The sequence below is a fragment of the Pseudoalteromonas sp. AWH4_217 genome (assembly GCF_056161105.1).
In genome coordinates, this window is the sequence record NZ_JBSWYM010000030.1 from 1 (window position 1) to 19,761 (window position 19,761).

The following is a 19,761-nucleotide window of genomic DNA, read 5'->3' on the forward strand; positions in this document are numbered from 1 at the left end:
GAACATGGTGCGGAAGGAGAGACTTGAACTCTCACATCCGAAGATACTGGAACCTAAATCCAGCGCGTCTACCAATTCCGCCACTTCCGCACATCTTTTGCTTCTATGTTGGAACCTAAATCCAGCGTCTATTTCTAGACATCTGGCCAATTCCGCCACTTCCGCGTTTTGCTAGCTCGATGAGTTTTGGTAGTAATTAAAGCATGGTGGCTATGCCCTGATTTGAACAGGGGACCCCATCATTATGAGTGATGTGCTCTAACCAGCTGAGCTACATAGCCATCTCTTTAATTTCTCATCATCGCTGATGCGGGGCGTATTATGCGTATATGCCCGTATGTCGTCAACACCTTTTTTGCAAAAAAATACCTAACACAGTTTGTTTGCAGATAAATTAAGCGAAGCGGGCTGTTTTTAACGCAATTCAGCCAATAATTCTTCATACAGTGTAAGAGAAAGACAAAAAAAGCGCCATCAGGCGCTTTTTGTCAGACCAATAAACTTGGTCAATATTGAATGCAGTTACTTAAACATTGAACAAGAAGTTCATCACATCGCCGTCTTTAACGATGTAATCTTTACCTTCCTGGCGCATTTTACCTGCGTCTTTCGCACCGCTTTCCCCCTGGTATTCAATGTAGTCATTAAAACCAATGGTTTGTGCACGAATAAAGCCACGCTCAAAGTCGGTGTGGATCTTACCTGCTGCCTGTGGCGCAGTGGCACCAACAGGAATAGTCCATGCGCGCACTTCTTTAACACCTGCTGTAAAGTAGGTTTGCAGTTTCAGTAGCTCGTAACCGCCACGGATCACCAGGTTAAGACCTGGCTCTTCCAGACCAAGGTCAGCCATGAATTCAAGCTTGTCTTCTTCTTCAAGTTCAGACAGTTCAGATTCAATTGCAGCACAGACCGGGATCACAACCGCTTCTTCCGCTGCGGCAATCTCACGTACCTGATCTAAGAATGGGTTATTTTCGAAACCATCTTCAGTCACGTTTGCGATGTACATGGTCGGCTTAATCGTTAAGAAGTTAAGCGGCTTAATCGCAGCCAGTTCTTCTTTTGTCAGCTCCAGTGAACGCAGTGTTAACCCTTCATCCAGGTGTGCTTTGACCTTTTCCAGTACTTCGTTTTGGAATTTAGCGTCTTTATCGCCACCTTTGGCTTTTTTAGCATTACGTTGTGCTGCACGGTCGGCCGCTTCCATATCTGCTAAAACCAGCTCAGTGTTGATAACATCAATATCGTCTGCCGGGTTTACCTGGCCAGATACGTGGACGATGTTTTCGTCTTCAAAGCAGCGAACAACGTGACCAATGGCATCTGTTTCGCGAATGTTTGCTAAGAACTGGTTACCCAGACCTTCACCTTTAGAGGCGCCCTTTACCAGGCCTGCGATATCAACAAACTCCATCGTGGTTGCGATGGTTTTTTGTGGATTAACGATCGCAGCCAATTGGTCCAGACGCGGATCCGGAACGGCAACTACGCCGGTGTTTGGCTCGATAGTACAAAAAGGGAAGTTCGCGGCTTCGATGCCCGCTTTGGTTAATGCATTGAATAGGGTTGACTTACCTACGTTAGGCAGGCCAACAATGCCACATTTAAAACCCATAGTTTAAAACCTTTAGTTTGCCATCAATCACAGCTGTAACGGGACGGGAGAGTCGGTGTTACGGCTTAAAAGAATGTAGTCTATTTTGTGCTTTTAACACACCGTCTTTGGCCAGAATTTCCATACAACGCACGGCTTCATCTACCACTGCATCGATTTTTTCCTGATCTGCCTGAGGGGCTTTGCCCAGTACCCAACCTGTTACTTTGTCTCTGTGTCCAGGGTGGCCAATACCTATACGCAGGCGCATAAACTCTTTGCTATTACCCAGCTTGGCGATTATGTCTTTGAGACCATTGTGCCCACCGTGACCGCCGCCTTTTTTGATTTTGGCGACACCAGGTTCCATATCCATCTCATCATGTGCAACCAGGATCTGCTCTGGCGGGATCTTATAGAAGTTTGCCAGGCTACCTACGGCTTTACCGCTTAGGTTCATAAAGGTGGTTGGGATCAGTAGCTTAAATTCCTGATTGTTCAGGATAAGCTTGCCACTAAGGCCATGGTGTTTTGAGTCAGGTTTGAGGGGGACGTTGTAGCGCTTGGCCAGTTCTTCGATAAACCAGGCACCGGCATTGTGACGGGTGTTTGCGTATTCGGGGCCTGGATTAGCCAGGCCCACTAGCATTTGAATAGTATTCAAGGTGCTAACACCTTAAAAATTATTCAGCAGCTTCTTCAGCTGTTTCTTCAGCAGCGCCGCCTTTAGGTGCGTTTACAGTTACAACCGCTTGGTCGTGGTCTGCACCTTTAGCTAGCTCAACAGAAACTACACCAGCTGGAAGAGTGATGTCTGAAAGGTGTACAGTTGCGCCAACTTCGATAGCTGCTACGTCAACTTCTACGAACTCAGGAAGCTGAGCTGGCAGACACGTGATTTCGATTTCAGTTACGTGGTGAGCAACAGTGTTGCCGCCTTTAGTTGCTGCTTCTTCATTCAGGAAGTGAACAGGCACTTTAGTGTGAAGCTTTTGAGAAGCGTCAACGCGTTGGAAGTCAAGGTGAGTTACCTTAGGCTTGTACGGGTGACGTTGGATGTCTTTCAGGATAGCTTCAACAGACTCACCACCGATGTTCAGAGTCAGGATGTGCGTGTAGAAACCTTCGTCTTCTTGCATCTGGATAACTTTGTTGTGGTCCAGAGTAAGCGAAACAGCGTCTTTGCCTGCACCGTAAAGGATAGCAGGAACTTTATCAGCGCGACGTAGGCGGCGGCTCGCACCAGTACCCAGAGTTTCGCGTACTTCAGCGTTTAATACGTATTGTGACATGAGTGTCTCCAATTATTTTAGTTAATACTTCGAAGGGCTCGCGACCAAGCACTTCGGTAAATCACTGCACTCGCCGTGGTTGTATCCAAAGCAAGCCCAGTAAAAAGGCGCGCTAATATACCACTAACCAGCAGCCTTGCAAACCTTTGGATATAAAAAAAGCACCCTAAGGTGCTTTTTCTTTGCCAGTGAACACGGATTAGTGTTCAAACATCGCAGAGATAGACTCTTCGTTGCTGATGCGGCGAATGGTTTCAGCCAGCATATCAGCCAGCGTCAGTACTTTGATCTTATCAACAGACTTCAGCTCGTCCGACAGCGTAATTGAGTCAGTGACAATCACTTCGTCAATCACTGAGTTGCGCAGATTCTCTGCGGCATTACCAGACAGAACCGGGTGCGTTGCATAAGCAAATACGCGCTTAGCACCGTGCTCTTTTAGTGCAGCAGCGGCTTTACACAGCGTACCACCGGTATCAATCATGTCATCGACGATGATACAGTCGCGGCCTTCCACATCACCAATGATGTGCATGACCTGAGAAACGTTAGCCTGTGGGCGACGTTTGTCGATGATAGCCAGGTCTTTGTCATCCAGCAGTTTGGCGATTGCACGCGCACGTACGACACCACCAATATCTGGCGACACGACCACAACATCGTCAAAATCGCGCTCTTTCATGTCTTCAAGCAGCACCGGGCTACCAAACACATTGTCTACAGGAACATCGAAGAAGCCCTGGATCTGCTCAGCGTGCAGGTCTACGGTCAGAACGCGGTCAACACCAACGCTTGATAAGAAGTCCGCAACAACTTTTGCAGTGATTGGCACACGCGCAGAACGTACACGACGGTCCTGACGGGCATAGCCGAAGTATGGAATAACGGCGGTAATACGACCTGCAGAAGCACGACGTAAAGCATCCACCATCACAATGAGTTCCATCAGGTTGTCATTGGTTGGTGCACAAGTGGATTGGACGATGAATACATCAGAACCACGAACATTTTCATTGATTTGAACGCTGATCTCGCCGTCGCTAAAACGGCCTACAACGGCATCACCTAATTCGATAAACAAACGTTTTGCAACTTTTTGAGCTAGCTCAGGTGTTGCGTTACCAGCGAAGAGCTTCATGTCGGGCACGGTAGGGTTCCTCAGGCACTGTAATATATATTTTGCAATGACGGCGTCTGTGACAGTGTCAAAACAGGCTAACTTAAACTATTTTACTTCATCTTTACGCCATGCTGCCAGTTGCCGGTGGGCAATTGACTCGCTTGCGCTTTGGGTAACAAAGCCTGTCCAGTGAGACGGGAGTTGTTCGAGTACACGCTGTGCCGCCTGTGCTGAATCAAATTCTGCAAAGCAGCATCCTCCGGTTCCCGTCATTCTGGACGGCGCATATTTTAGCAACCAGCTCAGGGTTTTTTCAACCTCGGGGTAGAGCTTTTTGACTAATGCCTGACAGTCGTTGTGTGTCTGTTCAATGGTCCAGTCCTCAGGCAGCTTGGGGGTATTTCGCGGCAGCTCTGGGTGTGTGAACACTTCCACAGTACCAACATGGACATTGGGGAAGACCACCAGATAGTGTTTTGCTGCCAGGGTATAGGGGCTCAACTTCTCTCCAACCCCTTGCGCCAGCGCTGTTTTCCCTCGTACAAAGACAGGCACATCCGCACCGAGTGATAATCCGATATCCGCAAGCTGGTCAAGTGACAAGTCACATTGCCACAATGTGTTTAAGGCAAGCAATGTGGTTGCTGCGTCTGATGAACCGCCCCCCACGCCGCCACCCATAGGAAGCTTCTTAACCAGCTGAACATGGGCACCGAATGGGCACTGCTTATAGGGTCTGAGCGCTTCTGCGGCACGATAAATCAAATTGTCTTGCAGCGGAATACCGGCGACATCGCCCTCAATCTCAAGTACATCTTGCTCGATAAGCGAAAAAGTCAGCTCATCGCCATATTCCAGCAAAGTAAACAGGGTTTCCAGTTCATGGTAGCCATCAGCACGGCGGCCATTGATGTGCAAAAACAGGTTGAGTTTTGCCGGAGCGGTTAATTTGAGTGTCTTCATAGGGTGTCAAAGTGCCAATCACTGATTCGGATTTTAATGGTGATATCTTTATGTGTCAGGGTGAGCCGAGTCGGGAGTTCAAACCCGTTTACACGCTGGTAGGTTTGATAAGCAACCTGCCAGCGCAGGCCTTGATCGTCTTGCCAGATGGCCTGAGTTAATTGTTGTTTATCATTATACTGATTGTCAGGCGCCTCTATGTTACCCGTTAACCATTGAGGGGCTTGTGACACAGGCAGTTGCCAGCCGCTCAGGCGGTACACTAAATCGCTGCTGTCTTCACTGGTGTAGGTGTTATCCTCAAGCGTCAGCACACTGTGCTGATCGAATTCTTGCAACTTGAGTACCTGAGTCCCAATAAAGGTGTTCAGCGTCAGTGTTTGTTTTTGTTCACGATATTGCCAGTTAAAGTTGGCAGACTGACGCTCTTCGGGAGAAATAAATGCCAGCTTACCGGTTGCCCGCCAATTGTTATAACTTTCGGGACGATTTTGCTGTAAATGCTCGTCAGGTGGGGTAATACGCTGTGCACACCCGTTCAGAAACAATAAAAACATGAGCAAAATCAAATGAAACTGTTTCAAACTAAGTTCCTTACTTTCCATATTCGATTGATTTTTGGTAAAATTAGCGGCTTTAAAGCAGGGCTTGAGCAACACTGGCAGTTATGACCATTATCGCACTTGGGATCAATCACAAAACCGCGTCCGTCGAATTGAGGGAAAAAGTCGCCTTTTCTCCGCAACAGTTATCGGATGCGCTACAGCAACTATCACAGTTGCCGCAGTTTAATGAGTCCGTGATTGTTTCTACCTGCAATCGGACCGAAATCTATTGTAGCCTTGGCGACTCGAATTCCCAAGCGCTTCTGGGCTGGCTGGCTGAATTTCACCAAATAGAAGAGCAAGAGCTGGCCGAAAATGTTTATGTGCATCACAATCAGGATGCGGTCAATCATCTTATGCGCGTAGCCTGTGGTTTAGATTCTTTGGTGTTGGGTGAACCTCAGATCCTGGGTCAGATTAAGCAAGCGTATAACAGCGCGAAAGCACATAACGGCATTCAGCCGGTATTCGAGCGCCTGTTTCAGAAAACGTTTTCTGTGGCTAAGCAGGTTCGTACAGAGACTGAAATTGGTGCCAGCGCTGTATCCGTGGCTTATGCTGCGGTTAACCTGGCGAAACACATTTATGGGCAGCTGGAAAAAACCAACGTATTACTGATTGGAGCCGGTGAAACCATTGAGCTGGTTGCCAAGCATCTGTCGCAACACAATCCCAAAGCGATTACTGTTGCCAACCGCACCATTGAACGGGCTCAATCACTGGCGGATGAAATTAACGCGAATGTCATCTCTTTAGCCCAGCTGCCTGAGCAATTGCATCAGGCGGATATCGTGATTAGCTCCACCGCCAGTACCTTGCCAATCATAGGTAAAGGAGTTGTTGAGCAGGCCCTTAAAAAACGAAAACATAAACCGATGCTGTTTGTCGATATTGCCGTGCCGCGCGATATTGAAAGTCAGGTCAATGATTTAGATGCAGCCTATCTATATACAGTGGACGACCTGCAAGCGATCGTGAATGAAAACATGGCGTCGCGCGAACAAGCAGCACGTGAAGCGCAGCACATTATTGATGACAAAACCCATGAGTTTGCACAGTGGCAGCGTTCACTGACATCGGTGGATGTGATCCGGGAATATCGTGAATCGGCCCAGACGATTAAATTAGAACTCGTGGAAAAGGCGTTAAATCAGCTACAATCGGGTAAGAATTCAGAAAAGGTCTTGTTAGAACTGGCAAATAAGCTTACCAATCGACTCACTCATGCACCGACCCGAGCGATTCAGTCGGCTGCTAAAGAGGGCGATATCGAGCGCATTGCAGTGTTAAAACAAGCATTAGGTATTGAGCAGGAATAAGAGTTAAATGAAAGAGTCCGTTTATCGTAAATTGGAAACTTTGGTAGAGCGCCACGAAGAAGTGGAAGCCATGCTGGGGGATCCGGAAGTCATTGGCGATCAGAACCGTTTTCGCGCATTGTCAAAAGAGTACTCAGAGCTTGAGGATGTGGTGAAGGCGTTTACTGCTTATCAGCAGGCGCAGGAAAACGTAGCAGCAGCCGAAGAAATGCTGAAAGATTCTGACCCGGATATGCGTGAAATGGCTCAGGAAGAATTCAAAGAAGCAAAAGAACAAATTTCAGAACTGGAAGAGCAGCTCCAGATCCTGATGCTGCCAAAAGATCCTAAAGACGACAACAACGTATTTTTGGAAGTCCGCGCCGGTACGGGTGGTGACGAAGCGGCTATTTTCGCCGGTGACTTATTCCGCATGTACAGCCGTTATGCTGAAACTCAGAAGTGGCAGGTTGAGGTTGTTAGTGCCAATGAGGGCGAGCACGGTGGTTACAAAGAGATCATTGCCAACATCAAAGGTGATGGGGTGTACGGTAAACTGAAGTTTGAGTCGGGCGCACACCGCGTACAGCGTGTACCAGAGACTGAATCTCAGGGCCGTGTCCACACGTCAGCGTGTACGGTGGCTGTGATGGCGGAGATCCCGGAAGCGGAAGCCATTGAAATAAACCCAGCAGACCTGAAAGTCGACACTTTCCGTGCTTCAGGCGCCGGTGGTCAGCACGTCAACAAAACTGACTCAGCTATCCGTATTACCCATATTCCAACCGGTGTTGTGGTGGAGTGTCAGGATGAACGTTCACAGCATAAAAACCGTGCTAAGGCTTTGTCTGTATTGGGTGCGCGCCTGCAGCAGGCGGAAGACGAAAAACGTCAGGCTGCCGAGGCAAGTGAGCGCCGCAACCTGGTAGGTAGCGGTGACCGCTCTGAGCGGATCCGTACTTACAACTATCCGCAGGGCCGTATTACGGACCACCGTATTAACCTCACACTGTATCGTCTGAATGAAGTTGTAGCGGGTGATCTGGGTGCCGTTATCGACCCGTTAGTGTTGGAGTACCAGGCTGATCTGCTAGCAGCCATGGGCGATGATTAATGGCGCAACATCCAAATCTTGCTCAGGCGATTGCCTGGGCGAGTGCACAGCTCCAAAATAGCTCCGAGTCAGCAAAACTTGATGCTGAAGTATTGCTATTACATGTTCTGCAAAAGACTCGCAGTTATCTATTTGCCTGGCCAGAAGCTGAACTGAGTGAAGCACAATATCAGCGGTTTGAGTCTCTTATCGCACGTCGAAGAAGCGGTGAGCCGGTTGCACACTTAACCGGTGAGCGTGAGTTCTGGAGCTTGCCCCTGTACGTGAACAACAGCACGTTAATCCCCAGACCAGACACCGAAACCTTGGTAGAGCAGGCGCTTGCATTGCCTTTGCCTGAGCAGGCTAAAGTACTCGACCTGGGTACCGGTACGGGCGCCATTGTATTGGCATTGGCGTCGGAGCAGCCTGGCTGGCAGCTAACCGGAGTTGACTTCTCAGATGATGCGGTGGCACTGGCAGAGAAAAACCGTCAACGTCTTGGGTTTGACCATGTTGAAATCCGTCAGAGTGACTGGTTTTCAGCGTTAGCAGATCAGTGTTTTGATCTGATAGTCAGCAACCCGCCTTACATTTGTGAGACAGATGAACATTTGACTCAGGGTGATGTGCGTTTTGAGCCTTTATCCGCTTTGGTGGCACCGGATCAAGGCTATGCCGATATTCGTCATATTATTGAACAAGCGCAGGCGCATCTCGCATCCGATGGCTATCTGATGTTTGAACATGGCTATCAACAAGCTGCTGGTGTTCAGCAGATTTTTGCACAAATGAACTATCGCAATATACTTACAATAAAAGATATGGCAGGCTGTGATAGGGTAACGATGGCGCAAAAGCCGCAATAATCGTTATTCCTTAAGCAAAACGGCATAAAGATAGCGATACCGTATTAGCGAGCAATAAGCCGGTTATCCTCAACCGGTTTCATGTCCGTCAGCACGCGCAATACTGGCGAGATACGAGTACAAAAGAGTGTTAAGGACTCTCCAATGGATGATTTTTTGTTTTCAGACGAGCCAAGTGAATCAGAAATACAGGAAAAAAGTGGCACCTGGAAGGTGATCATTGTTGATGATGAACCCGAAGTGCATGCGGTAACTAAACTCGCACTCAGTGACTTTGAGTTTCAGAAAAAGCGCCTGGAGTTTCTCAGTGCCTATTCTGGCGAGGAAGCAAAGAAGGTGGTTATGGACCACCCTGATGCCGCAATTGTGCTACTTGATGTGGTGATGGAAACGGATGACGCTGGCCTGCGAGTCGCACAATATATTCGCGAAACGGCTAAAAATAACAATATTCGCATTATTTTGCGTACCGGACAGCCAGGTCAGGCCCCGGAGCGTCAGGTCATAGTCAATTATGATATTAATGACTATAAGTCTAAAACTGAGTTGACAGCACAAAAGCTGTTTACTGTGGTGATGTCGAGCCTGCGTTCTTACCGAGACATCTTGTCTATTGATCAGTCTCGTCAGGGGTTGGAAAAAATCATCACAGCCTCACGTAATATCTTTGCGTCGCATTCCATTGATCAGTTTATCGAGGGCGTGATCCAGCAGTTGACTTCTTTGTTGGGGACTGTGGATGAAGCCATTTATGCAACGTCATTGGTTGCCAGTAACGATCCCTCCAATAGCAGTGATAAACTGGTGGTGTTTACAGGTCGTGGCGAGTTTGCCAGAAGCGAAGGCAAGCCCATTGAAGACGTGCTGGACTCGGAACAAATGGAAGCCTGTCGTCAGGCATTGCAAGACCGTGGCATAGTGTATAAGGACAACTACCTGTTTGCGTATTGTTCAAGTGAATATAACCACGCGTCTATGTTGTTTGTTTCCGGGATCCCTGAGTTTTTGACCGATACGCAAAAGCACTTGATCAAAATATTCTCGCAAAACGTACAACTGGCCTATGAAAATGTTCAGCTCCAGGCTGAAATTGAAGACACTCAGCAGGAGCTCGTGTATCGATTAAGCGAAGCGCTTGAGCAGCGTTCTACCGAATCGGGTAATCATGTTAAACGCGTTGCAAACATCTGTTATGTGCTGGCCAAGCATTATGGGCTCAGCTATCGCGAAGCCGAGCTGGTACGTCTTGCCTCGCCCTTGCATGATGTTGGTAATGTAGGTATTCCCGATGCGATTTTAAATAAGCCACACAAGCTAGAGCCCGAAGAATGGGATGTAATGAAGTCTCATACCCAAAAGGGTTACCAGATACTGCGCGACTCACGCCGTGAGATAGTGAATGCCGGCGCTATGATTGCGCGCGATCACCATGAGCGGTGGGACGGCAGTGGCTACCCAACAGGTAAAAAAGGCGAAGAGATCCATATCTTCGGACGTATTGCGGCGATTGCAGATGTCTATGACTCAATGCGTCACGAGCGTTGCTATCGCCCGGCGTACAGTCTGGACGAAGTGGTGGCCGAAATTAACAGCCAAAAGGGTAAGCACTTTGACCCTAAACTGGTTGATGTATTCAATACTGTAATTGACGAACTGGAACAGATCCTGGTTCGGTTAGAAGATTGATTTTATAGTTGATTTAATAAGGGGCAATTTTGGACTACATGGCACTTAAGCACACGCATGTGATGTTTGCAGTTTTAAGTATTATTTTGTTTTATACTCGCGCCGTTTCACGTTTGGCCAGTGGCAAGCTGGCAGCCAATAAAGGAGTGTTTATCGCCAGTCATAGTGTTGACACCTTATTGTTGATAAGCGCTGTATCACTGGCTGTGATGGCCAGCCTGAACCCGGCGCAGCAGCCCTGGTTGATGGAAAAAATCGTTCTGGTGATTGCGTATATTGCACTGGGCTTTGTGGTTGCTAAGTCGACAACAAAAGCAAAACAAGTGGGCGCGCTGATACTGGCAACTGTGACCCTGCTGGCTGTAGGCTATCTGGCCAGCGCTAAAAACGCACTCATACTGTAATGTTTGCGCCGGACAGCCCGCTGTCCGGCTACCTACCTTAAGCTCTGTCAATTTTCCCCAAAATAAAAATCCCCTTGGGAATGTGATGAAAAATGTTACACTAGCCCATTATAATTTTAGACAGTAGAAAACAGTTCGTTATTTATGACTGATATCTGGTTCGATGAACACGACGCAAGTTCGGAGCATTTCTCTACACCGGCCTTGTTACGTTGTATCTGGGCTGAGCCACATTGGGATGCTCAGGCCGATACCTCACACACGCTATGTTTACTGGCTGAGCTTGAGCAGGCTGTTGACGACATTTGCCATAAAAATGTCGATAAGCACACGTGCGTGGATGCGCTGCTCGATACGTTTTATACCCAATGGTTATTTAGTGGCACGGACCAAAAAGTGCCAGAGCATTTGCTAAACAATGTCTGTTACGCTTTAAAAATGCACAGTGGCACCAGCATGGCGTTGGCGCTTATCCTGGTACATTTGCTGGAGCGAGCTAATCTTACAGCAAGCCTGGCGATCAATCAGGGCGATGTGCAGGTACACATTGCGTTGAGCGACGAAGAGGGCTATATCATAGACCCCAGCTCAGGTCACCAAGCCTGGTATGTGATCCCTGAAAATGGTGATGACAAAGAGCAGGAGCCTCTGGAGCTGGTGTTTGGAGAGGAAGCCTTCAAGCTTTATCTTGCCCAGCAAAAATGGTCGTTTATTGCAGCTGAGAAATTTGGTCATGCACTGAGCTGTGTCGAGATGTTGATGGAATTACTGGGTGATGACCCTTATGAGCGTCGCGACAGGGGCTATCTGCTTAATCAACTCAATTGTCCAAAAATGGCAAAAGATGATCTGCAATTTTTTGTTGATGAATGCCCAGACGACCCAACCATTGAACTCATTCAAAATCAAATCGCTGAGCTGGCCGACCATAATAATATCCTCCATTAGGTGAGGTCAGTGCGCACTGCACAGAGGGGAGTTATGTTAGTCATCTGTGCTAACTTCCTGAGCGGTTTTTGTATAATCAAGGAAACAGAGAGATCCTATGCAAGAGAGTAGTGTACTCATTACCAATAATGCCGTTGTGCTTGGCCTGTTAGCAATTATCCTGGGATTTGTGTTTTATACCTCTAATCTGAAAACGGGATTCTGGGCCAAGTTTTATCGCTATGTGCCCGCCCTGTTGATGTGCTATTTCCTGCCATCTTTGCTAAACACCTTTGGGATTGTCGATGGCAGCGGTAACGATGTTTATACGGTTGCTAAGTACTTTTTATTGCCAGCTTGTCTGGTGTTGCTGACGTTGAGCATCGATCTTAAGTCCATCATGGGGCTGGGTAAACGCGCCATCATTATGTTTCTGACTGGTACGGTCGGCGTGGTCCTCGGCGGGCCGATAGCACTACTGATCACGGCCACTTTTATGCCTGAACTACTCGGTGTCGCCGGGCCTGAAGCGGTATGGCGCGGTATGGCTGCACTGGCCGGTAGCTGGATTGGCGGCGGTGCCAATATGGTGGCGATGAAAGAAATCTATGGTGCCGGCGGAGAGATCTTTACCATTATGGTCACAGTCGACATAGTGGTCGCCAACTTGTGGATGGCTGGTTTGCTATTTTTGGCCGCCAGGCATAAAGACATTGATGCGCGAACCGGCGCCGATACGGCCTCGATTGAGCGCCTGATTGACAAAGTGCAGGCCTTTGAAGCGGAGCATGCAAGACGGCCTGAATTAAAAGACTTAATGCTACTGGTCGCCTTTGCTTTTGGCGCAACCGGGTTGGCGCATTTCGCCGCCGATTTGCTGGTGCCTTACTTCGCCAGTAATTTCCCAGAGCTGAAGAAGTTTTCACTGCATTCTAAACTGTTCTGGATCATCGTTCTGGTCACCACCATTGGCCTCGCTCTGTCATTTACAAAAGCGCGCAACTTTGAGGCTGTGGGCGCCTCCAAAGTGGGTAGTAGTTTCTTATATATCCTGGTGGCAACCATAGGCTTGCACATGGACATCACCAAAATTGTTGAAGCCCCTAAATACGTGGTAATTGGCCTGATCTGGATGGCGGTGCATGTGGGGTTATTATTTTTGGTGGCTAAACTCATTAAAGCGCCGGTGTTTTACGTGGCGGTTGGCAGTAAAGCCAACATAGGTGGTGCGGCATCAGCGCCTGTGGTTGCGTCGGCATTCCACCCGGCGCTGGCACCTGTAGGTGTGCTGTTAGCCGTATTGGGTTATGCGTTGGGCACCTACGCAGCCTGGCTGTGCGGACAAATTTTACGTGTAATTGGCAGTTAGTGCCGTCAGTTAGCGACTATTTTTAGGAAAGACAATGAATACACAGATTATCAAAGTAGCAGACATCGAGGTTGCAAACGACAAGCCTTTCGTGCTGTTTGGTGGCATGAATGTGCTTGAATCACGTGACCTGGCAATGCGCATTGCCGAGCACTATGTTGAAGTGACCAGCAAACTGGGCATCCCCTACGTGTTTAAGGCATCGTTCGATAAAGCTAATCGCTCTTCTATCAACTCATACCGCGGTCCGGGTATGGAAGAGGGGCTTAAAATCTTTGAAGAAATCAAAAGTACCTTTAACGTGCCGCTTATCACCGACGTTCATGAGCCACATCAGGCTGCACCCGTTGCCGAAGTGGTTGATGTGATCCAGCTTCCGGCCTTTTTGGCGCGTCAGACCGACCTGGTGGTGGCCATGGCAAAAACCGGCAATGTGATTAACGTGAAGAAACCTCAGTTTCTTGCACCACACGAGATGCGTCACATCATCAAAAAGATGAGCGAAGCGGGCAACGAGCAAGTGATCTTGTGTGAGCGCGGCACCAGCTTTGGTTATAACAACCTGGTGGTCGACATGCTGGGTATGGATGATATGAAGCACATGGCACCAGTGATCTTTGATGCCACACACGCTCTGCAGCGCCCGGGCGGTCGCAGTGATTCGGCCGATGGTCGTCGTGCACAGGCGGCTGAGCTGGCTCGCAGCGGTATGGCGTTGGGTCTGGCAGGCTTATTTATTGAAGCACACCCCAATCCAAACGAAGCCAAATGTGATGGTCCATGTGCACTGCCGCTGGCGAAGCTGGAAGGGTATTTGCAGCAGATGAAAGCCGTGGACGATCTGGTAAAGAGTTTTGCTCCGCTGGATACCAGCGCTGCTGACCTCTAAGCATAGACTTGTTGGCGGAGGATACTCCGCCATTTTTATAAGCCTGGTTTGGAATTCCCGCCATGTCACGACGATTACCTCCATTAAACGCACTGAAAGCTTTTGAGGCCGCAGCCCGGCACCTGAGTTTTACCAAAGCTGCCGAAGAACTGTTTGTGACCCAGGCAGCCATCAGCCACCAGATCAAGATTCTGGAAGAGCATCTCGGGGTTAAACTTTTCTTACGTAAAAACAGGTCTCTGCTGTTAACTGAAGAAGGGCAGGGCTATTTCCTGGATATTAAAGAGCTGTTTTCTCAGCTGATCGATGCCACAGAAAAACTGTTGGCACGGGGTGCAAAAGGGTCTCTTACGGTGAGTCTGACGCCCAGTTTTGCGATTCAGTGGCTGGTGCCCAGACTCAGCCTGTTTAATGAACTACATCCGGACATTGATGTGCGAATAAAAGCGCAGGATCTGGATGAAAACTCATTAACCGATGACGTGGACGTAGCCATTTATTATGGTCGGGGTAACTGGAGTGGGGTGCAAACTCATAAGCTGCATACTGAATACCTGGTGCCCATGTGTAGCCCTTTGCTGCTCAATGGCCCTAAGCCGTTGGATCAGCCCAGCGACCTGGCGAATCATACCCTGCTGCATGACACCACCCGACGCGCCTGGAAAGCCTGGCTAAAAACTGCTGGAGTACGTAACGTACCGGCTAATACCGGACCGATTTTCAGTCACTCATCTATGGTGACTCAGGCGGCGGTGCATGGTCAGGGGATCGCGCTGGGCAACAGCGTATTGGCCAAACCCGACCTGGATGCGGGCCGTTTGATCATTCCATTTAGCCATCACCTGGAAAGTAAAAATGCTTACTATCTGGTGTGTCGTGAATCTCAGGCTGAATTAGGTAAAATTGTGTCCTTCAAAAACTGGATGCTGGAAATGGTAGAGCAGGAACAACAATGACGCAGAGCGAAGTAAAGATTGATATTGAGTGGCATCAGGCTGACGCACCTCAGGCGCAGCTGCTCCTGGCCCATGGCGCAGGAGCGGGCCGCGACAGCGACTTTATGCAGGACATGGCAAACCGCCTGAGTGCGCTGGGAGTCACCGTCGGGCTGTTTGATTTTGGCTATATGCAGATGGCGAAGGCGCTGGATAAACGTCGCCCACCAGAGCGTGCCCCTAAGTTGCTGGCGCATTATCGTGATGTGCTAAGCGCACAACTCGACGGCTTACCTGTATTCATCGGTGGTAAGTCTATGGGCGGGCGTATGGCATCTATGCTGGTCTGTGAAGACGATATTCAGGTACAAGGCGTGTTTGCGCTGGGTTATCCATTCCACCCACCGGGCAAACCTGAGAAACTGCGTACCGAGCACTTTGCCGATATCCCTTGCCCGTTTGTGGTGCTGCAAGGAGAGCGTGATACGTTTGGTAATCATACCGAGGTTACCGCTTTGGCAGCGCAAGCTGAAGAAAAGAGCTGGCCTGAGCTGGTATGGCTTAAAGATGGCGACCACTCATTGAAGCCCCGCAAAGCCAGCGGCCTGACAGAAGCACAAAATCGCCAGCTGGCAGCTGAGGCCATTGCCGCTAAAATTGCGGAGATACTCAATGGCTAAGCTATTCTTACTGCTGGGCGGGGCATTTTGTATGCTGTCGGTCATGTTGGGGGCGTTTGCCGCCCATGGCCTGAAAAGCCGTTTAAGTGACTATGCCATTGGCATATTTAAAACCGGCGCTGAATATCAGATGACCCACGGTCTGGCACTGCTGGCCGTAGCCCTGCTCCTGAAATGGGGTGTGAAAGTTCAGCTCTCGGGCTATTTATTTGCGACCGGGATTGTCCTGTTCAGTGGCAGCCTGTATTTGCTGGCGCTGACCGGTGCCAAGTGGCTGGGACCGATTACGCCACTGGGCGGACTGTGTTTTATTCTTGGCTGGGCCTGGCTGCTGTTTCAGGTTGCCCGCCAGCCCTTTTAATTGATTAGAGACTTTTTATCACTATGTCTAGTGTGGTTATTTATTGCCGAAGCGGCTTTGAAAGCGATGCGGCGGCCGAAATTACGCATCACGCCGCGTTACATAATGTCGCCGGTTACGTGAAAGCTAAGCCCAATACGGGCTATGTGACCTTTGAGTGCTTTGACCCGGCTCAGAGTGAGCTGCTACTCAAACAGGTCGATTTTTCCAGCCTGGTGTTTGCCCGCCAGTGGTTTGCGGGTGTGCTGTTAAGCAAAATGCCCGTTGAAGACCGCGTATCTGAGATCAAACAGGTGGTTGGGGATTTCCCTTTGTGTGGCGATCTGCGGGTAGAAACCCCGGATACCAATGAAGGCAAAGAGCTGTCGAAGTTCTGTAAGAAATTTTCGACGCCACTTGCCAAAGCGCTTGAGAAGCAAAATAAGCTGACCCGCGACCACAAAGCCCATAAACCGGTGCTGCATGTGCTGTTTCTGGCAAACGACACCGCCTATGTCGGTTACTCATTCAGTCATAATAACTCGCCGTTCTTTATGGGGATCCCCAGACTGAAAATGCCAGCCGATGCACCGAGCCGCTCAACGCTTAAGCTGGATGAAGCTTTCAATGTGTTTGTTGGTAAAGAGAACGAGCCTGAGCGGGTTCGCTCTGGCATGCGCGGCGTGGATCTGGGAGCCTGTCCGGGTGGCTGGACCTATCAACTGGTACGCCGCGGGTTGTTTGTGGCGGCAATCGACAATGGCCCGATGAATGACGATTTAATGGAAACCGGGCAGGTAAAGCACTTCCGTGAAGATGGCTTTAAATACCGCCCCGAAAAGCGCAATATCGACTGGCTGGTGTGTGATATGGTCGAAAAACCAACCCGCGTCAGCGAGCTGATGGTCGACTGGATAGTCAACGGTTTTGTCCGTGAGCTGATCTTCAACCTCAAGCTGCCCATGAAAAAGCGCTTTGATACGGTTTATGAGTGTTTAACGCTGATCCACGACGAGCTGAAAAAATACGGCGTAGGCTATGAGCTACAGGCCAAACACCTCTATCACGATCGCGAAGAAGTGACCGTGCATATTCAGGTACTGAAAGTCCCGCAAAACCTCTACAGCTAAGCATTGTTTCGGTGGCTGCCAGGTATGGTAGCCGCCATCACTTTACTTGATTCTTTTTCCCGCAATATTTTCTTACGCTCTTGTTTTTACACTTTGCTGTTATTTAAATAAAATCAGCAGCAAAGGAGTAACTGATGACAAGACTACTGCAGCACACTGTGTCTCCTCAGCTAAAGGCAACGCTGAGCTATTATGCGCCAGGCAGCATGATGCCAGCACATCGACACGATCATGCACAGTTATCCGTGCTGCTCAGTGGTGGCTTGCGTGAGCAAACTGAGCAGTCGGCTTTCGATATAGCAACGCCGGGATTATGTTTTAAGCCGCAGCATATTTTGCACAGCGATCAATACGGTGCTCAGGGTACGCTGATCTTCTCGTTTTCCTTGTCACCTGAGCTGCTTACCCGGTTTGATAAAATAACTTCACCTCGATATCAATGGCAGTCTCGGCTGACTGCAGGCCCTCGGGCTGGGCAGGCATCTTATTTACAGGCGTTGTATCATGGTCATTTAGATACGTTGCACGACCTTTTCTGGGACACTCTGAGTGAATGTGGTATCCCTCAACATACCGTCAGAGAGCGGCAGCGACCCGACTGGCTGGTGCGAGCTAAAAAGTTGCTGGAAGAGGCCGAACAGCCAGTGTCACTTAGCGAACTGGCAACACAGCAAGGGATCCATCCGGTGTACTTTTCCCGTGCATTTAAAAAGTACTTTCATATTTCTGCCAGTGCATATCAACAACAGCTGCAGCTGAGTAAAGCACTGCGCTCGATGATTCAAGGCCTGCCCCTGAGTGATAGCGCATTTCATGCCGGTTTTTCCGATCAGAGTCATATGAGCAGAGCTATGACGAGCAGGTTAGGTCTGTCACCCGGGAAACTTCAAAAGCTGTTTCATAGCAAAACAGGTTAAATCTGTTCAATACAGTGCTAAATCAGCAAGCTAGGATATGCACACAACAATAACCATCCGGAAATCAATATGAAACTACACGCACTACTCACTTTAGCTTGTGCACTGACGCTGAATCCCCTCTCTGCATTGGCAGCCACACCGCAACAGGCAGCAGATTATATTGCCGATTATATCGAGCGTACACCGGAGCTTGGCCCGGGATTTGGTATGGTGGTGGTTAATCAGGATAAGGTGCTGCTCAATAAAGTATGGGGGAAGCGCAGGGCTGGTACAAATTTGCCTGTCACGCCACAGACACCGCTTTACATTGCTTCTCAGACAAAAGCCTATATGGGGCTGGTTGCCGCTCACCTGCATCGTCAAAAGGTGCTTGATCTGTACGCACCTCTTAGTCAGTTTTGGCCTGCCAACAGTTTTCCCGAAGGGGTAGATGCCAAACAGTGGCGTTTAATTGATTTGCTCTCTCACCAGGTACCTGTCAGTGCGGATTTTGTAACTGAAATGGAGGCCTATATGACGGAAGTGGCGGTCGATGATTATCCGTGGCTTATCAAACAGTATGGCAAAAAACGCGATGAAGGATTTGAGTATGACAACCTTGGGTACAATATTTACGGGGCAATCTTACAACAGGTAACTGGTCGCAGCTGGCAGGACTGGCTGGCAAAAGTGCTGTTTAAGCCATTTAATATGCCACACAGTTCAGCCCGTACATCAGACTTTGCGACTGACGAGGTTGCCTGGAATCATATCTGGCAGGGAAGTGAAGCAGGGTGGAAACCGGTACCGCCTAAAACTGATGCAATGATGCACTCTGCAGGTGGGATAGTCACTTCTACCTCAGACATAGCAAAATGGTTGCAACTGAATTTGTCCGCGGGTCAGGGCTATATTTCTGCAGCGGATCTGGCGCTGTCACATCAGCAGGCGGTAGCGCTTGACCCACAAGCGCGCAATGTTTACCGGATCCCCTGTCAAGGTTATTCACTTGGATGGAATATCTGCACCTTTAAAGGTTACTCTGTGCTGATCCATGGTGGTGGCTATACCGGCTCACGTTCTTTGATGGCCATTGTGCCAGAGCTAAAAATAGGGTTGGCGACTTTTTCGAACTCAGACAATATGACTGGCCGTTATACCATTCAGACGATTAAGCAGTATTTGTTGTATTTGCTGGATGCACCTGAATATAAAGCCGCTGAGCGGGAAAATCTGAGCACCTATCAGGACAAAGTCGCCAAACTGCTTAATCGACGTCAACAACGTCTGAATGATGCCGAGCACGCTGAACACTGGCAGCAGTGGCGTTATACGCCTTCAAAAAAAGAGCTAGCAAACTATGCCGGACACTATCGCGGCGACAATGCTTACCTCGATCTGACTTTGACAGTAAAGGGCGACTATCTGAGCGGACAGAGTTTTGACTACCATTTTATGCTCAAACCGGCCACTCAAGCTCGGTTTGCACTCTATGATGTGCCGTTTGCTCAACCTCAGCCTGTCGAATTTAAACTGAATGCAGAAGGGAAACCTGTCAGCCTGGAATGGGCTGGTCGGGTTTATCAGCGTCAGTAGTCAAAACGAGCGTGTTGTGGTTCACTGCCACAGTAGTTGACCCAAGTGTGTAATGTGTTAAAACTGACC

20 protein-coding genes and 2 tRNA genes are annotated in these 19,761 nt (G+C 49.0%); 14 read left to right on the forward strand and 8 right to left on the reverse strand.

What is annotated here, in order from left to right:
• Positions 1-5 precede the first annotated feature (5 nt).
• From ACXAH1_RS22925 to lolB, 8 genes are all read right to left on the reverse strand, one after another.
• Positions 6-90 (reverse strand) — tRNA-Leu (locus tag ACXAH1_RS22925).
• A gap of 114 nt (positions 91-204) precedes the next feature.
• Positions 205-281: transfer RNA gene (locus ACXAH1_RS22930), tRNA-Met, on the reverse strand.
• A 245-nt stretch (positions 282-526) separates the two neighbouring features.
• Complete coding sequence (gene ychF, locus ACXAH1_RS22935; RefSeq protein ID WP_054017260.1) at positions 527-1,618, reverse strand: redox-regulated ATPase YchF; 1,092 nt, start codon at positions 1,616-1,618, stop codon at positions 527-529.
• A gap of 58 nt (positions 1,619-1,676) precedes the next feature.
• Positions 1,677-2,261, reverse strand: coding sequence for an aminoacyl-tRNA hydrolase (pth, locus tag ACXAH1_RS22940; RefSeq protein WP_475199915.1), 585 nt, complete (start codon positions 2,259-2,261; stop codon positions 1,677-1,679).
• Positions 2,262-2,280: 19 nt separating this feature from the next.
• Positions 2,281-2,889, reverse strand: coding sequence for a 50S ribosomal protein L25/general stress protein Ctc (locus tag ACXAH1_RS22945; protein ID WP_125784576.1), 609 nt, complete (start codon positions 2,887-2,889; stop codon positions 2,281-2,283).
• 199 nt (positions 2,890-3,088) lie between these two features.
• Positions 3,089-4,036, reverse strand: coding sequence for a ribose-phosphate pyrophosphokinase (locus tag ACXAH1_RS22950; RefSeq protein WP_010386544.1), 948 nt, complete (start codon positions 4,034-4,036; stop codon positions 3,089-3,091).
• A gap of 78 nt (positions 4,037-4,114) precedes the next feature.
• Entirely contained in the window at positions 4,115-4,972 is an 858-nt protein-coding gene (gene ispE / locus ACXAH1_RS22955) for a 4-(cytidine 5'-diphospho)-2-C-methyl-D-erythritol kinase (protein WP_475199917.1), read from the reverse strand.
• A complete protein-coding gene (gene lolB, locus ACXAH1_RS22960) occupies positions 4,969-5,556 on the reverse strand; it encodes a lipoprotein insertase outer membrane protein LolB (protein WP_253046148.1) in 588 nt (195 codons plus the stop codon). The genes ispE and lolB overlap by 4 nt, the downstream gene beginning before the upstream one ends.
• A gap of 83 nt (positions 5,557-5,639) precedes the next feature.
• Here lolB and hemA point away from each other — a divergent pair, with 83 nt between their 5' ends.
• The 14 genes from hemA to ACXAH1_RS23030 all read left to right on the forward strand — a co-directional run bounded on the left by hemA (position 5,640) and on the right by ACXAH1_RS23030 (position 19,692).
• The gene (gene hemA, locus ACXAH1_RS22965; RefSeq protein ID WP_475199919.1) at positions 5,640-6,896 is read left to right on the forward strand and encodes a glutamyl-tRNA reductase; all 1,257 of its coding nucleotides are present in this window, start codon (positions 5,640-5,642) and stop codon (positions 6,894-6,896) included.
• 7 nt (positions 6,897-6,903) lie between these two features.
• Positions 6,904-7,989: a peptide chain release factor 1 gene (gene prfA / locus ACXAH1_RS22970; RefSeq protein WP_138552861.1), complete on the forward strand. Its 1,086-nt coding sequence runs from the start codon at positions 6,904-6,906 to the stop codon at positions 7,987-7,989.
• Complete coding sequence (gene prmC / locus ACXAH1_RS22975) at positions 7,989-8,837, forward strand: peptide chain release factor N(5)-glutamine methyltransferase (protein WP_475199921.1); 849 nt, start codon at positions 7,989-7,991, stop codon at positions 8,835-8,837. The genes prfA and prmC overlap by 1 nt, the downstream gene beginning before the upstream one ends.
• A 144-nt stretch (positions 8,838-8,981) precedes the next feature.
• Entirely contained in the window at positions 8,982-10,523 is a 1,542-nt protein-coding gene (locus tag ACXAH1_RS22980) for a DUF3369 domain-containing protein (protein ID WP_475199923.1), read from the forward strand.
• Between the two features lie 29 nt (positions 10,524-10,552).
• On the forward strand, positions 10,553-10,927 hold the full coding sequence (locus ACXAH1_RS22985) for a SirB2 family protein (protein WP_138552864.1): 375 nt from the start codon (positions 10,553-10,555) through the stop codon (positions 10,925-10,927).
• 144 nt (positions 10,928-11,071) lie between these two features.
• Positions 11,072-11,875 (forward strand): tetratricopeptide repeat protein, encoded by an 804-nt coding sequence (locus tag ACXAH1_RS22990; protein WP_253046154.1) that lies wholly within the window; start codon positions 11,072-11,074, stop codon positions 11,873-11,875.
• A gap of 97 nt (positions 11,876-11,972) precedes the next feature.
• Complete coding sequence (locus ACXAH1_RS22995) at positions 11,973-13,223, forward strand: DUF819 family protein (protein ID WP_054017249.1); 1,251 nt, start codon at positions 11,973-11,975, stop codon at positions 13,221-13,223.
• 34 nt (positions 13,224-13,257) lie between these two features.
• Complete coding sequence (gene kdsA, locus ACXAH1_RS23000) at positions 13,258-14,112, forward strand: 3-deoxy-8-phosphooctulonate synthase (protein WP_046006606.1); 855 nt, start codon at positions 13,258-13,260, stop codon at positions 14,110-14,112.
• Between the two features lie 62 nt (positions 14,113-14,174).
• Entirely contained in the window at positions 14,175-15,068 is an 894-nt protein-coding gene (locus tag ACXAH1_RS23005) for a transcriptional regulator GcvA (protein WP_054017247.1), read from the forward strand.
• Positions 15,065-15,727, forward strand: a complete 663-nt coding sequence (locus ACXAH1_RS23010) for an alpha/beta family hydrolase (protein ID WP_475199926.1) — start codon at positions 15,065-15,067, stop codon at positions 15,725-15,727. Before ACXAH1_RS23005 ends, ACXAH1_RS23010 begins: the two co-directional genes overlap by 4 nt.
• Positions 15,720-16,088, forward strand: coding sequence for a DUF423 domain-containing protein (locus tag ACXAH1_RS23015; RefSeq protein WP_054017245.1), 369 nt, complete (start codon positions 15,720-15,722; stop codon positions 16,086-16,088). The genes ACXAH1_RS23010 and ACXAH1_RS23015 overlap by 8 nt, the downstream gene beginning before the upstream one ends.
• Before the next feature lie 23 nt (positions 16,089-16,111).
• Entirely contained in the window at positions 16,112-17,197 is a 1,086-nt protein-coding gene (gene rlmM / locus ACXAH1_RS23020) for a 23S rRNA (cytidine(2498)-2'-O)-methyltransferase RlmM (protein WP_125716511.1), read from the forward strand.
• Between the two features lie 134 nt (positions 17,198-17,331).
• Positions 17,332-18,114, forward strand: a complete 783-nt coding sequence (locus tag ACXAH1_RS23025; RefSeq protein WP_475199929.1) for a helix-turn-helix domain-containing protein — start codon at positions 17,332-17,334, stop codon at positions 18,112-18,114.
• A gap of 69 nt (positions 18,115-18,183) precedes the next feature.
• Positions 18,184-19,692, forward strand: a complete 1,509-nt coding sequence (locus tag ACXAH1_RS23030) for a serine hydrolase (RefSeq protein ID WP_475199931.1) — start codon at positions 18,184-18,186, stop codon at positions 19,690-19,692.
• The last annotated feature ends 69 nt before the right edge of the window (positions 19,693-19,761 follow it).